The 14,209-nt window shown below is 71.6% G+C and carries 9 protein-coding genes; 2 read left to right on the forward strand and 7 right to left on the reverse strand.

What is annotated here, in order from left to right; translation table 11 throughout:
• Positions 1–915: 915 nt before the first annotated feature.
• From adh to xylB, 5 genes are all read right to left on the reverse strand, one after another.
• Positions 916–2,439, reverse strand: coding sequence for an aldehyde dehydrogenase (gene adh, locus ABT147_RS36335; protein WP_351414337.1), 1,524 nt, complete (start codon positions 2,437–2,439; stop codon positions 916–918).
• A gap of 103 nt (positions 2,440–2,542) precedes the next feature.
• Positions 2,543–3,841 (reverse strand): GAF domain-containing protein, encoded by a 1,299-nt coding sequence (locus tag ABT147_RS36340; protein ID WP_351414340.1) that lies wholly within the window; start codon positions 3,839–3,841, stop codon positions 2,543–2,545.
• A gap of 122 nt (positions 3,842–3,963) precedes the next feature.
• Positions 3,964–4,563, reverse strand: a complete 600-nt coding sequence (locus ABT147_RS36345; protein WP_351414342.1) for an N-acetylmuramoyl-L-alanine amidase — start codon at positions 4,561–4,563, stop codon at positions 3,964–3,966.
• 403 nt (positions 4,564–4,966) lie between these two features.
• Complete coding sequence (locus ABT147_RS36350; protein WP_351414345.1) at positions 4,967–6,175, reverse strand: ROK family protein; 1,209 nt, start codon at positions 6,173–6,175, stop codon at positions 4,967–4,969.
• Positions 6,176–6,267: 92 nt separating this feature from the next.
• Positions 6,268–7,713: a xylulokinase gene (gene xylB / locus ABT147_RS36355; protein WP_351414347.1), complete on the reverse strand. Its 1,446-nt coding sequence runs from the start codon at positions 7,711–7,713 to the stop codon at positions 6,268–6,270.
• A 145-nt stretch (positions 7,714–7,858) separates the two neighbouring features.
• Here xylB and xylA point away from each other — a divergent pair, with 145 nt between their 5' ends.
• Positions 7,859–9,025 (forward strand): xylose isomerase, encoded by a 1,167-nt coding sequence (gene xylA, locus ABT147_RS36360; RefSeq protein WP_351414349.1) that lies wholly within the window; start codon positions 7,859–7,861, stop codon positions 9,023–9,025.
• A gap of 495 nt (positions 9,026–9,520) precedes the next feature.
• Complete coding sequence (locus ABT147_RS36365) at positions 9,521–9,784, forward strand: hypothetical protein (protein ID WP_351414352.1); 264 nt, start codon at positions 9,521–9,523, stop codon at positions 9,782–9,784.
• Between the two features lie 19 nt (positions 9,785–9,803).
• Here ABT147_RS36365 and ABT147_RS36370 read toward each other — a convergent pair whose 3' ends face one another.
• Together ABT147_RS36370 and ABT147_RS36375 are read right to left on the reverse strand one after the other, a co-directional pair.
• On the reverse strand, positions 9,804–11,105 hold the full coding sequence (locus ABT147_RS36370) for an SWF or SNF family helicase (protein WP_351414354.1): 1,302 nt from the start codon (positions 11,103–11,105) through the stop codon (positions 9,804–9,806).
• A complete protein-coding gene (locus ABT147_RS36375; protein ID WP_351414356.1) occupies positions 11,102–13,969 on the reverse strand; it encodes an SCO1167/SCO6262 family helicase in 2,868 nt (955 codons plus the stop codon). The genes ABT147_RS36370 and ABT147_RS36375 overlap by 4 nt, the downstream gene beginning before the upstream one ends.
• Between the last annotated feature and the right edge of the window lie 240 nt (positions 13,970–14,209).

Here is a 14,209-nt window from a genome sequence, read left to right on the forward strand (position 1 = left end):
CGTCTCCGCAGCCCACGCCTTCTGCACCCTCCAGCGCATCACCCGGTCCCCAAAAGAGACGGCGTCGGCCTGAGCCTCTACAAGGTCGCCCGCGAGCTTCAGCTACTCCTCGCGGTCTGGACCGGCGCCTGCCCCACCTGTCACCGCGACATGCCACAACCGATACCGACCTGACCAAGCACTACTAGAACCCCACCGTGCCGCCGGCGGTGGACAGGAACTGGGTGAGCACGGACCAGGGGTGGTCACGCAGCACCGAGCTGATCGCGGGGCGTTCGGCCGCGTCGGCCTTCACGCGCTGGAACCGTACGTCAGTGGGGGCGGTCGACCTCGGTTCACGCACGGTTCACGGTCTCGACGGGCGTCCGCGCCGTCCTCGCCGAGCCGTCAGATTCGTGCAGCATGTTCGAGGTGCGACGCTCGCCGGTGGAGTGAGATGTCACCCCCGAGGCTGAACCGGTGGAGCAGCACCACCGCGATGGCCTGGCGATGCGCAGCGCAAGCGGCCCCCATGCCACCTGGAAGGCACGGTCGTTGCTGTCTGGCGAACAGGTCGCCTCGGACACTGCCCAGTCCTTCGACCCTCTCAGGTACGCGGGGATCGTCGACGCCGACTGCAAGCCCGTCTGGTGCCGAGACCGGCCTGCCTGGGAGAGTCCGTATGTGGCGGTCCCGGCGGAGGGGGTGAACGCGCCGACATCCCGCCCGAGATCCCAGAGCGGGAGCGTTGTTGCGCGTGGAGGCTAGGGCCGTCTCGCTGGCGCCTGGCAGGGGCACTTTGGCCCGCAGCTGGTCCGGGACGAGCTCTCGTCGAATCCCTGTGGTTACGTAGAGTGCTGACGAGATTGCTATAGGTAGCCAACCTGTCGGGTTGGCTGGAGCGCAACAGTGCCTCCAGCCAACCGACTTGAGGTACTAGAAGAAGCCGAGCTTCTGAGGACTGTAAGAACAAAGAATGTTCTTCGTCTGCTGATAGTGGTCCAGCATCATCTTGTGGGTCTCGCGGCCGATGCCCGAACCCTTGTAGCCGCCGAACGCGGCGTGGGCGGGGTAGGCGTGGTAGCAGTTGGTCCAGACGCGGCCCGCCTGGATGGAACGGCCGGCGCGGTAGGCGGTGTTGGTGTCCCGTGTCCAGACACCCGCCCCCAGGCCGTACAGCGTGTCGTTGGCGATCTTGATGGCGTCGTCGAAGTCGTTGAACGAGGTCACGGAGACGACCGGTCCGAAGATCTCCTCCTGGAAGATCCGCATACGGTTGTCGCCCTCGAAGATGGTCGGCTGGACGTAGTAGCCGCCCTTCAACTCGCCGTCGTGGTCGATGCGTTCACCGCCAGTGAGGATCTTCGCCCCCTCCTGCCGGCCGATGTCCAGATAGGAGAGGATCTTCTCCAACTGGTCGTTGGACGCCTGGGCACCGATCATGGTGTCGGTGTCCAACGGGTGCCCGGTCTTGATCTGCTCGGTGCGGGCGACGGCCGCCTCCATGAACTCGGCGTAGTTGCCGCGCTGCACCAGCGCCCGCGAGGGGCAGGTGCACACCTCGCCCTGGTTGAGCGCGAACATCGTGAAGCCTTCGAGGGCCTTGTCACGGAAGTCGTCGTTCGCCGACCAGACGTCGTCGAAGAAGATGTTCGGCGACTTCCCGCCGAGTTCGAGCGTCACCGGTGTGATGTTCTCCGAGGCGTACTGCATGATCAGGCGCCCGGTCGTCGTCTCGCCCGTGAACGCCACCTTCGCCACCCGGGGACTCGACGCCAGCGGCTTGCCCGCCTCCACCCCGAACCCGTTGACGATGTTCAGCACACCCGGCGGCAGCAGGTCCGCCACCAGGCTCAGCCAGACATGAATGGACGCCGGGGTCTGCTCGGCCGGCTTGAGCACGACCGCGTTGCCCGCCGCCAGCGCGGGCGCCAGCTTCCAGGTCGCCATGAGGATCGGGAAGTTCCACGGGATGATCTGGGCGACCACACCCAGCGGCTCGTGGAAGTGGTACGCCACCGTGTCGTCGTCGAGCTCCGCCAGCGAACCCTCCTGCGCGCGGATCGCCCCGGCGAAGTACCGGAAGTGGTCGATGGCGAGCGGGATGTCGGCGGCCAGCGTCTCCCGCACCGGCTTGCCGTTCTCCCAGCTCTCCGCGACCGCCAACTGCTCCAGATTCGCCTCCATGCGGTCGGCGATCTTCCGCAGCACGTCCGACCGTTCGGTCACGGACGTACGCCCCCACCCGGGCACGGCCGCGTGCGCCGCGTCCAACGCCCGCTCCACGTCCTCGCTCGTACCCCGCGCGATCTCGGTGAACGGCAGCCCGTTCACCGGACTCGGGTTCTCGAAGTACTGGCCGCGCGCCGGCGGCACGTACTCACCCCCGATGAAATGGTCGTAACGCGCCTCGAAGGAGACGACCGCGCCGTCCGTACCGGGCGCTGCGAAACGGGTCATGAATGCCTGCCTCCCGAGAAGCGCCGCCCGCCGTTGGGCGGCTCTCGCGAGGAGGCTAGAAACCCGAAGGTTGCAACGACGTTGCGCCCCATGAGCGCATCCCTCAGGGGTACCGAAGGCGCCCCCACCCCGGTGGTGCAGACAGTTCCGACTCCAGCTCGCGCAGCCGGGACCGTACGGCCGGTGTCGGCCGTACGGCCGCCAGCGCCCGCCACACCTCCAGGTCGTCCTCGCCCCAGGGGGCGTGCGCCCAGTCCGCGAGGAGGTCGGGGTCGCGGCGGGCTATCAGGGCGGTGCGCAGCCCGTCGGCGAGCCGCTGCCGCAGTCGCACGACGGCCGGTGCCTGCGAACCCGGCAGCAGCGGACCCACGTACACCGACGCGGCCGCCGTCACCGCGCCCGTCTCCAGCCTCCGTTCCACGGCCGTCACATCCGACTCGACCGGCACCACGAGCCGATACGGCCGGGACCCCAGCAATCCCGGCCCGAGCAGCCGGCGCAGCCGGGCCAGTTCGGCCCGCAGTGTCACCGGCGGCACCGACTCGTCCTCGTACAGCGCGCAGAGCAACTCGTCGCCGGACAGTCCCTCCGGGTGCCGGGCGAGCAGCACCAGGAGCTCGCTGTGCCGACGGCTGAGCCTGATCTTCCGTCCACCGACGAGGAGTTGGGCCTCGTCACGGCCCAGAGCCGCCAGTTCGAGCGCGTCGGCCGAAGTGCCGGGCGGGGTGAGCAGGGCGAGCTGGGACTCGGCCGCCCTGGCCACCGCCTGGACGAAACCGAGGCTGTGCGGATGCGCCAGGCCGTCGCCGCCGGTGATGTCTACCGCGCCGAGCACTCGCCCGGTACGCGGATCGTGCACCGGCGCCGCCGCGCACGTCCACGGCTGCACCCGGCGTATGAAGTGCTCGGCCGCGAACACCTGCACCGGCCGGTCCACGGCGACCGCCGTGCCCGGCGCGTTCGTCCCGACGGCGGACTCCGCCCAGCGCGCCCCCGGCACGAAGTTCATCCGGTCCGCCCGCCGTCTGGTCGCGGCATCCCCCTCCACCCACAGCAGCCTGCCCTGCGCGTCGCACACGGCCAGCAGATGCTCGCCGTCCGACGCGAACGTGCCCAGCAACTCCCGGACCAGCGGCATCACCCGGGCCAGCGGATGCTCCGCGCGGTAGGAACCGAGGTCGCCGTCCGTCAGTTCCACCCGCGCGGTGCCCTCCGGCCCGACACCCGCCCTCGCCGAACGCCGCCATGAGGCCGCCACCACGGAACGCACCGGTCGCGCCACCGTGCCTCGCAGCGTGAACGCCTCATGGGCGCGGCGCAGCACCCGGACCCGTTCGACGGGGTCGGCTCCCGGCTCCAGAGCCACCCATGGATCGGTCAACTCGGCCTCCCCGAAAAGCATGCACAACTGGACCCATCGTCACCGCCGAACGCACACCCCGACAAGCCACGCGACCTCCCCGCACGGCCCGGACCGCCTCGGCCCGGCCCGGCACGCGACGGACGGCCTCGGCCCGGACCTCGTCAGACGGCGCTGACCAGACGTATGTAACGGTCCCAGTCCCAGTGCGGCCCCGGGTCGGTGTGGTCGGTGCCCGGTACCTCGTGGTGGCCGATGATGTGGGCGCGGTCCTTCGGTATGCCGTATCTGTCGCAGATCGCCGAGGTGAGGGTCGCCGACTGCTCGTACATGGCACCGGTGAAGTACTCGGGCCGGTCCACCCAACCCTCGTGCTCGATGCCTATGCTCCGCGCGTTGTAGTCCCAGTTGCCCGCGTGCCAGGCGATGTCGCGCTCCCGGACGCACTGGGTGACCCGCCCGTCGGCCGACCGGAGCACATAGTGCGCGGAGACCTGCTTCGCCGGGTTCCAGAACACGGGCAGGGTGTTCTTGTACGTCGTCTGTGTCACGTGGATGATCACCAGGTCGACGGACCGGTCGGTCGGGCGGTCGGCCGCGGTGTAGTTGGCCGTGCTCGCCGGATCCCACCGGGCGTGCGCGTGGTCGACGGCCGGCGGCTGCGCGCCGGCCCGCGGGCTCGGGAGCAACGCGTAGGGGATCGCCGCGAGAGCGGTGCCCCGCAGAAGCCGCCGCCTGCTCGGCAACGGCCTGGCTCGCTCCATCTGGGTCCGCCTTTCAAGGATGGGTAATCCGCTCGGATGTCGTGATCGAAGACGCATCCGCAGGTCGGATGGGTGCGCCTCACGTGAATCACGGTACGGCGATCGCCGATCGGCCGTCCGAGCGTGTGGAAAACGGTGGAAAAGCAGTGAGTTGTGGATAACTTCGTCACCCGGAAGAGGGATGTGGCTGCACCGCCCCCAGAACGCCAACCCCTGAACGCCGCCTCGCGAACCCCTGCCTACGAACCTCTGCCTACGAACCTCTGCCACGAATGCCGGCCCGCGAATGCCGTGGCCCCCGAACAGCACAGTCCTCGAACAGCACAGGCCGAGAACCTCCAGCCCGTGAACCGCACAGCCCGAGAACCGTCCAGCCCACGAACGGTGAGGCGCGCCGACCGCGCTACGGCCGTACCCCGACCGTCGCCGGATCGTCCAGCACACCCCGCACCACCGAGTGCGCCGCACCCAGCAGCGGCCCCTCGGAGCCCAGCCGGGACACGGTCACGGCACATGCCGGACCGGCCGTCCGCCGCGCCAACTCCCGCTCCAGCGAGGGCAGCAACCAGGGCGCGAGGGCGGCCAGGGCACCGCCCAGCACCACAGTCTCCGGGTCCAGCAGATTGACCGCGCCGGTCAGGGCGATGCCGAGCGCGGTTCCGGCGCCGCGCAGGGCCCGGTGCACGTCCTTGTCACCGGCGGCTGCCCGCTCGGCGAGGAACTCGACACGGCGTTCTCCCGGTTCCAGCCCCGCCGCCCGCAGCACGGCCTCCTCACCGGCGTACTGCTCCAGACAGCCGCGTCCACCGCACGCGCAGTCGGGGCCCTCCGGCCGTACGGGCACATGCCCCAACTCGCCCGCGAAACCGCGCGTTCCGCGGAGCAGCCGGCCGTCCACGACGACCGCGCCGCCGATGCCGATCTCCGCGGAGACGTGCAGGAAGTCGGAGGGTGTGCCGTCGCCGAGCCAGAGTTCGGCGAGGCCGCCGAAGTTGGCCTCGTTGTCCACGGTCACCGGCAGGCCAGCGGGCAACAGGGCGCCCAGGTCCGTGTCGTGCCAGTCGAGGTTGGGGGCGCGGACCACGGTCCGGGCGTCGCCCGCCACCAGCCCGGGCACGGCGACCGCGAGACCCGCGGGCCACAGGCCCTCGCCCTCCGCCTCGGCGACGACCCGCCGGACGAGGTCGGTGAGCTCGTCGATGACCGGCTCGGGCGACCGGCCGCGGTTGGTGCCCTGCCGTACCGCCCGAGCCCGTACCTCACCGCGTAGATCCACGGCACAGACCGCGAGGTGGTCGACACCGATCTCCGCACCGATCCCGGCGGGGCCGCGACCGCTGAGGGCGAGTGCCGAGCCGGGCCGCCCGACGCGGCCGGGGCGCTCGGGACCCAGCTCCTCCAGGAGCCCCGAGCGGATCAGCTCGTCCACCAGCGTCGACACGGCGGCCCGGGTCAGGCCGATGCGCGAGGCGACGGCGGCCCGGGACAGCGGCCCCTCGGCGTTGACGGAATGCATGACCCGGGAGAGGTTGCGGCGGCGCATGCCCTGCTGGTTGTCGGGCAGGCCACGGCCGGAGCCGCTCGTGTGGGATTCGTGCAGTGGAGCGGTCATGCCTCCCCCGGCTTCCTTCGGTGTGTCCTGGTGGGTCTCCTGTAGATCATGCCGGAATCGGATTTTCCCACTTCGGACACCCCCTGGCCCGCTCAGCTGCCGCCCGGTTCACGCTCCAGCAGCGGCGCGGCGTCGGACAGTACCCCGGAGATCCTGGCGAGCGCCTCCTCGTCCCGCTCCACGGCCTCCAGCACCGGCCCCCGGGTGGTGTCCCAGCGGCGGGCGACCGCGGCCGGGTCCTCGCCGGTGAGCAGCCCGGCGGCCTGCGCGGCGGCGCCCAGCGCGACCAGTTCCCTGGCCTCGGGGACCTGCACGGCACGCCCCGACAGGCGCCGCACCGTCTGCTGCCAGGCCGTGCCCCGGGCGCCCCCGCCGATGAGCAGCAGCGGCGCCGAGGTGTCCGCGTCCGAGTCGAGCACCAGGTCGAGGGCGCCGAGCAGCGAGTGGACGGCACCGTCGTACGCGGCCTGGAGCAGCTGTCCGCCGGTCGTGTCGTGACGCAGTCCGTGCAGCAGACCCGAGGCGTGCGGCAGGGCCGGGGTGCGCTCGCCGTCCAGGTAGGGGAGGAGGGTGACGTGTCCGCCGGGCTCCACGGCCTCGCGGTCCAGGCCCAGCAGGGCGGCGACCCGGTCGACGGCCTGGGTGCAGTTCAGGGTGCAGGCCAGCGGCAGCCAGTCCCCGTGCGCGTCGGCGAAGCCCGCCACCGTGCCGGTCGGGTCGGAGGGGCGGTGCCGGGAGACGGCGTACACCGTGCCGGAGGTGCCGAGGCTCAGCACGGGGGTGCCGGGGCGCAGCCCGAGCCCCAGTGCGGCGGCCGCGTTGTCGCCGGTGCCCGCGGCGACCAGGGTGCCCTTGGAGAACGGCAGGTCGTGGGCGTCCCGCACGGTCCCGGCGACCTCGCCCGGCCGGACCACACGGGGCAGCAGCGCCGGGTCCAGCCCGACGTGGGCGAGGACCTCCGTGTCGTACGCCTCGGTCGCCGACGCCCACCACCCCGTGCCGGAGGCGTCGCCGCGATCGGTCGTGCCCTGGCCGGTGAGGCGCTCGGTGAGGTAGTCGTGCGGCAGTCGTACGGCGGCCGTGGCGCGGACGGCCTCGGGCTCGTTCTCGGCCAGCCAGGCCCACTTCGTGACGGTGAACGACGGGCCCGGCACACTGCCGGCGCGCTCCGCCCACGCCTTCGCGCCGCCCAGCTCCTCCACCAGACGGGCGGCCTGCGGCGCCGAGCGGACGTCGTTCCACAGCAGCGCCGGGCGGACCGGCTCGCCCCGGGCGTCGAGGGTGACGAGGCCGTGCTGCTGGCCTCCGACCGACACCGCAGACGCTTCGCGTGCCGCCTCCCCGCACTGGTGCAGCGCCTCGCACAGCGCGTCCCACCACTGGCGGGGATCGCTCTCCCGGCCCGCGCCGGAGGACACGGTGTGCGATGCCTGCCCGCTCGCCACCACCCGTCCCGTCGACGCGTCGACGACCAGGGCCTTGGTGGACTGTGTGGACGAGTCCACACCGACGACGAGCGGACCCTCGGCTGCTGACATCGGGCTCTCCCTCTCACACGGCTCGTGACTGCCGCTGACGCGGCCGACGTCTCCCTCCGGCGACATCTTGTCTTCCCAGAGACGCGTCCGCATACTAATTTGTAAATCGCCATGACGAAATAGTCGGAGCGCAAGGAGCCGCGGCATGAACTACCAGCCCACCCCCGACGACAGGTTCACCTTCGGCCTGTGGACCGTCGGCTGGCAGGGACGGGACCCGTTCGGCGACGCCACCCGGCGCGCCCTCGACCCGGTCGAGTCGGTGCATCGTCTGGCGGAGCTCGGCGCCTACGGGGTGACCTTCCACGACGACGACCTGATCCCCTTCGGGTCCTCGGACAGTGAGCGCGCGGAGCACATCAAGCGCTTCCGCGCGGCCCTGGACACGACCGGTATGACCGTGCCGATGGCCACCACCAACCTCTTCACGCACCCCGTCTTCAAGGACGGCGCGTTCACCGCCAACGACCGCGACGTCCGCAGGTACGCGCTGCGCAAGACGATCCGCAACATCGACCTGGCGGTCGAGCTGGGCGCCAAGATCTACGTCGCCTGGGGCGGCCGCGAGGGCGCCGAATCCGGTGCCGCCAAGGACGTCCGGGACGCGCTCGACCGCATGAAGGAGGCCTTTGACCTCCTCGGCGAGTACGTGACCTCCCAGGGCTACGACCTGAAGTTCGCGATCGAGCCCAAGCCGAACGAGCCGCGCGGCGACATCCTGCTCCCCACGGTCGGCCACGCCCTGGCCTTCATCGAGCGCCTGGAGCGCCCGGAGCTGTACGGCGTCAACCCCGAGGTCGGCCACGAGCAGATGGCCGGGCTGAACTTCCCGCACGGCATCGCCCAGGCCCTCTGGGCGGGCAAGCTCTTCCACATCGACCTCAACGGCCAGTCCGGTATCAAGTACGACCAGGACCTCCGCTTCGGCGCGGGCGACCTGCGCTCCGCCTTCTGGCTGGTCGACCTCCTGGAGAGCGCCGGTTACGCGGGCCCGAAGCACTTCGACTTCAAGCCGCCGCGCACCGAGGACTTCGACGGCGTGTGGGCGTCGGCCGCGGGCTGCATGCGCAACTACCTCATCCTCAAGGAGCGCGCGGCCGCCTTCCGCACGAACCCGGTGGTCCAGGAGGCCCTGCGGGCCGCGCGCCTGGACCAGCTGGCCCAGGCGACGGCCGCCGACGGTCTGAAGGCCCTGCTCGCGGATCGTTCGGCCTTCGAGGAGTTCGACGCCGAGGCCGCCGCGGCTCGCGGCATGGCCTTCGAGCAGCTCGACCAGCTGGCGATGGACCACCTGCTGGGCGCGCGCGGCTGATCACGCGCGCGTGGGAGGCCCTTTCCGCTGACGCGGCAGGGGCCTCCACCCGCCCCCGTCGGCTTGTGTCTCGGCCGTCCCCTGCGTCACCCCTCGTCGATTCCCGCACGGAATTCTCCGGAATCATGCGATCCGTGGCATGAGTCCGTATCAACTCCCGCGCAGGACTCGCGTCTTGGCCGTTTCGCGGCGACTCTGGTCGGTATGGGCATGCCGCCGCCACCGTCACAGCCGCCGGACGGCACACCGCCGTCGCACGGCGGAGGGTTCGGGCCCCCACCAGGGGGCTACGGCCCACCCCCGGACGATCCGACCGGGGCACACACACCACCACCCGGCGGCTTCGGTCCGCCCTCACAGGGTGGCGGCCTGCCTCAGACGGGGCAGGGAGGTGGCTGGCAGCCCCCGGGTCAGGGCGGGGGCTGGCAGCCACCCGATCCGTCCCATGAACCCTCTTCCGGCGGGCGCCGCAACGTCGTACTCATCGTGCCGGCCGTGATCATCGCCATCGGTGCCGTGATCGCCGTGGTGCTGGTGGTCACCGGAGGCGAGGGATCGCCGGACGAGAAGCCTTCGGGCGGGACCGGCGGCGGCACGAGTGCCTCGCCCACCCCGTCGCTGAGCCTCCCGTCCCGGTTGCCCAGCGACCTTCCGACACTTCCCTCGGGCTTCCCGAGCGACCTGCCCAGCGGGTTCCCGACCGCGTTCCCCAGCGACCTCGACTCGTTCCTTCCGGCCCCCGCCGACGACGCCGAGTGAGAGCCCGGCCGACCACGCCTCAGACGTCGGTCTCGGCGCTGACCGAAGCCAGTGCCGTCGCCGGGTCATGGGCCGCCGGGCCGGCGGGTGCCCAGCGGCCCCGCTCCTTGCGGTAGGGCCACCAGCGGCCGTCCCGCCCGAGGCGCAGCTGGGCCGAGCCGTCGACCACGGTCCAACGGTTGTGCGCGGGGCGCAGTGAAGGCCGCTCGTCCTCGTCCCAGGCCGTCTCCAGCGCGGCACGCGCGCGTGCGAGCGATTCCGCCTGTACGTGCCACTCCTCGTCCAGTACGGCGAGACCGGCCACCCCGCCGTACCGCCAGGCACGTACGGCGAGCGTCAGCCCTTCACGGCCGCGCTCGGAAACCTGGCCGAGCCGTGCCCCGACGCTCGGCTCCGGACCGCCGGAGGCCAGCCGCACCGCGTCCTGCTGGAGCGTCAACTCCTCGTCCAGAGGCTGCTGCTCGTGTCCGGGAAGGAGCGCCTCGGCCAGCATCCGACGGGCCTCCCGGGCCGTCTGCGCCGCCAGGAACTCGAGTGCGGTCGGGTCCACCCCCGGCGCGGGTGGGGCCTCGGTGTCCAGGGAGGCCGGCAGGCCGGGCTCCACCGGCGGCCGGGGCGGCTCCGGGAGCGGCGGAAGGATCTCGCCCGCCGCGAACGCCTCGACGGCGTTCAAACCGTCCTGAGGGCTTTCCTGAAGGTCGTCCTGAAGGCCTTCGGACGACATCCGTCCGTCCGCCGCGGGAGCGATGCCGCGCACCTGGAGCTCGTCCAGGAGCGGGCGCTCGGCACGGCCCCGCATCAGCAACAGGACGAACGGGTCCTGGTCCAGCAGCCGGGCCACCTGGTAGCAGAGGGCCGCGGTGTGCCCGCAGTGGTCCCAGGCACCGCAGTCGCACTCCGCCTCCAGATCACCGAGCCCGGGCAGCAGTTCGACGCCGGCGGTCGCGGCGTCCTCGACCAGATACGGTGGCATCTCACGGTCGAGCAGGGCGGCGATGTGTCCGGCCCGCTCGACCGCCATGTCCAGGAAACGGTCCCAGTGGTCCTCGGACAGCTCCTGCAGCAGCACGTCGGCGCGGTGCGCGGTGCCGTCCCGGTCCTGGACGACGGCGGTGACGCGCCCGGGGCGCACCGACACCGCGCCCACGGCTCCCGCGCGCGCCAGCCTGCGCCCCTCCTTCACCTGCTGCCCGTCCAACGCGGCGTCCTCGAGCGCCTTCAGCCAGGCCCGGCCCCACCACGTCTGTGCGAAACCCCGCCCGTGCACAGGCGCCAGGGCCGCGAACGTGCGCTCCGCGCCATGTCCTGAACGTTCCGTCATCGTGCGCCCCCTCGCAGCTCCACCAGGTCGGCCAGTTCGGTGTCGGACAACTCGGTGAGCGCCGTGTCGCCCGCACCCAGCACCGCGTCGGCCAACTCCCGCTTGCGCAGCAGCATGTCCGCGATGCGGTCCTCGATCGTCCCCTCCGTGATCAGCCGGTGCACCTGCACCGGCCGCGTCTGTCCGATGCGATACGCCCGGTCCGTGGCCTGCGCCTCGACGGCCGGATTCCACCAGCGGTCGTAGTGCACGACATGCTCGGCCCGGGTCAGATTCAGCCCCGTGCCGGCGGCCTTCAACGACAGCAGGAAGACGGGAACTTCACCCTCCTGGAAGCGCTCGACCATCGCCTCGCGCTCAGGGATCGGCGTTCCGCCGTGCAGGAACCGGGTGGGGACACCGCGCGCCGCCAGATGCCGTTCCAGCAGACGTGCCATCTGGACGTACTGCGTGAACACCAGAACGCTCGCTCCCTCGGAGAGGATGGTGTCCAGCAGTTCGTCCAGCAGCTCCAACTTCCCCGATCTGCCAGGGATCCGGGGCCGCTCCTCCTTGAGGAACTGGGCGGGATGGTTACAGATCTGTTTGAGCCCGGTCAGGAGCTTCACGATCAGTCCGCGCCGCTCCATGCCGTCGGCAGCGGCGATCTCCGCCATGGTCTCGCGGACCAACGCCTCGTACAGGCCGACCTGTTCCCGGGTGAGCGACACGGCACGGTCGGTCTCCGTCTTCGGCGGGAGCTCCGGCGCGATGCCCGGGTCCGACTTGCGGCGGCGCAGCAGGAACGGCCGTACGAGACGGGAGAGTCGCTCCGCCGCGGCGGGATCCCTGCTGCCCTCGACGGCCTGCGCGTACCGGGTGCGGAAGGCGCCGAGTCCGCCGAGGAGGCCCGGAGTGGTCCAGTCGAGGATCGCCCACAGTTCGGACAGGTTGTTCTCCACCGGAGTGCCGGTGAGCGCCACACGCGCGCGTGTCCCGATCCTGCGCAGTTCCTTCGCCGTGGCCGAGTAGGGGTTCTTCACGTGCTGCGCCTCGTCCGCCACGACCATGCCCCAGGGCACGTCGGCCAGCCGCGGCGCGTCGAGCCGCATCGTGCCGTACGTGGTGAGGACGAACTCTCCGTCGGCGAGGCCGTCCAGGCTGCGCCGGGACCCGTGGAAGCGGCGCACCGGCACACCTGGCGCGAACTTCTCGATCTCCCGCTGCCAGTTGCCCATCAGCGAGGCCGGACAGACCACGAGAGTGGGGCCCGCCGACGACGTGTCCGACTGCCGGTGCAGATGCAGGGCGATCAGGGTGATCGTCTTGCCGAGGCCCATGTCGTCGGCGAGACAGCCACCGAGCCCGAGGGAGGTCATCCGGGCCAGCCAGGTGAGGCCACGCAGCTGGTAGTCCCGCAGTGTCGCCGCGAGCCCGGACGGCTGCCCGACGGGCTCCTGTCCCTCAGGGTCCGACAGCCGCTCCCGAAGCGTCGCCAGCCACCCCGTGGGCCGTACGTCGACCATCCGGCCGTCGACCTCCGTCGAGCCCGTCAGAGCGGCACTGAGCGCGTCGACGGGCGACACCTTGCGGTCCTGTTGCGCACGCGCGTGGCGGATTTCCTCCGGGTCGACCAGGACCCACTGGTCGCGCAGCCGCACCATGGGGCGGTTCGCCTCCGCGAGCAGGTCCAACTCCTGCCGGGTGAGCCGCTGGTCGCCCAGGGCGAACCACCAGTCGAAGGCGAGCAGGGAGTCGGAGGACAGGTACGACGGGGTGTCCGACGCGGCTCTGCCCGGCCCCTTCTCCTCGTCCGGTGGGCCGATGACCGCGCGGGCGGTCAGTCCACGCGCCAACTCCTTGGGCCAGTGCACGTCGACGCCGGCCGCCGCCAGCAGCCGCGCGCCCTCACCGAGCAGTTCGGTGATCTCCTCGTCGGCGAGTTCCACGGCGTCAGGCACGGCTGCCGAGAGCAGCGGGGTGAGCGGGGCCCAGGCTCGGGCCGCGCGGCGCAGCGCCAAGAGGGCGTCCATCCGCGCGCGCGGGCCGAAGCTCCGGTTGCCGGCCCATACGGCGGAGGCGTCCGCGACGAGGGCCGGGTCGCTCACGCTGTGCACCTGGGGGACGGCACGGAACGGCAGGTTCGTCCCGCCCGACTCGTCGTCCCCGGCCGAGACGAGCCCGGGGATCTCGACACGCAGCGACACGCGGACCCCCGCGTCGTGCCCGGCGGCGACATCGGCGGCCCAGGCGCGCTGCTCGGGCACGTACACGGGTTCCCGCGCGGCGAAGGCCGGGCCGCCCGCCGCGATGCTCGCGGCGGGGGAGCGGGGCAGCGAGTCCATGACGGCGTCGAGGAACTCGCGCAGCAACCGCTCCGGATCGGGCAGCCGCAAGGGTTCGTCGTGATCGACGGGCACCGCGTGTGCCTCCGGCGGCATCGCGGCGGCCAGTTCTCTGACGCGGTCCAGATCCTCCGCCCGCAGCGGGCCCGCCCGCCAGGCGTCATGGCCGCTCGCGGTCACGCCGGGCAACAGCAGTCCGCGCGCGGCGAACTGCAGCGCCAGCACGGAGGCCGCGCCCCAGAACGCCGTCGACCGGTGTGCGTCCGTGGCGGCACGCGCGCGTGTGAGCACGGGAAGCGCGGCGCGCACCGGGAGCGACAGGATCGGTACGGTCACCAGATCGACGCCGGCGCCTACGCCGCCGGGCAGGGCGACCGTCAGCTCCTCGGCGGTGCCGTGCGTGGTCGGAGGTGGCGGTGAGCCGTCCGGTCGCCAGAAGGCGACACGGCCGGCGCGGGCAGGGGCGTCGGCCACGAAGACGGCGCGGCAGCGGGTCAGCTCGGAGACTTCGGAGGGGGTTGCCACGGGTTTCGGCGGCACAGGGATGCTGGACTCCTCAAATTTGACTACCGTAGCCAGAATCGCCGATCGTACGTCACTTCAAACCTCCGACAGGCATCCTGATGAGTGATGTGGGTCACTTTTCCTGCTCGACGGCGGGGGCATCTCAGGGTTGTACGGGGGTTCGACTCAGGGACGTGTCAGGGTCGTGGTCCGGAACTGCCGGGAGTCCGATCCCGTTTTCAGGACAGAGAGCGGCAGTAGCCGCGAAGGAGGCGA

The sequence above is a fragment of the Streptomyces sp. NPDC001868 genome (assembly GCF_040297125.1).
In the GTDB taxonomy this organism is placed as follows: domain Bacteria; phylum Actinomycetota; class Actinomycetes; order Streptomycetales; family Streptomycetaceae; genus Streptomyces.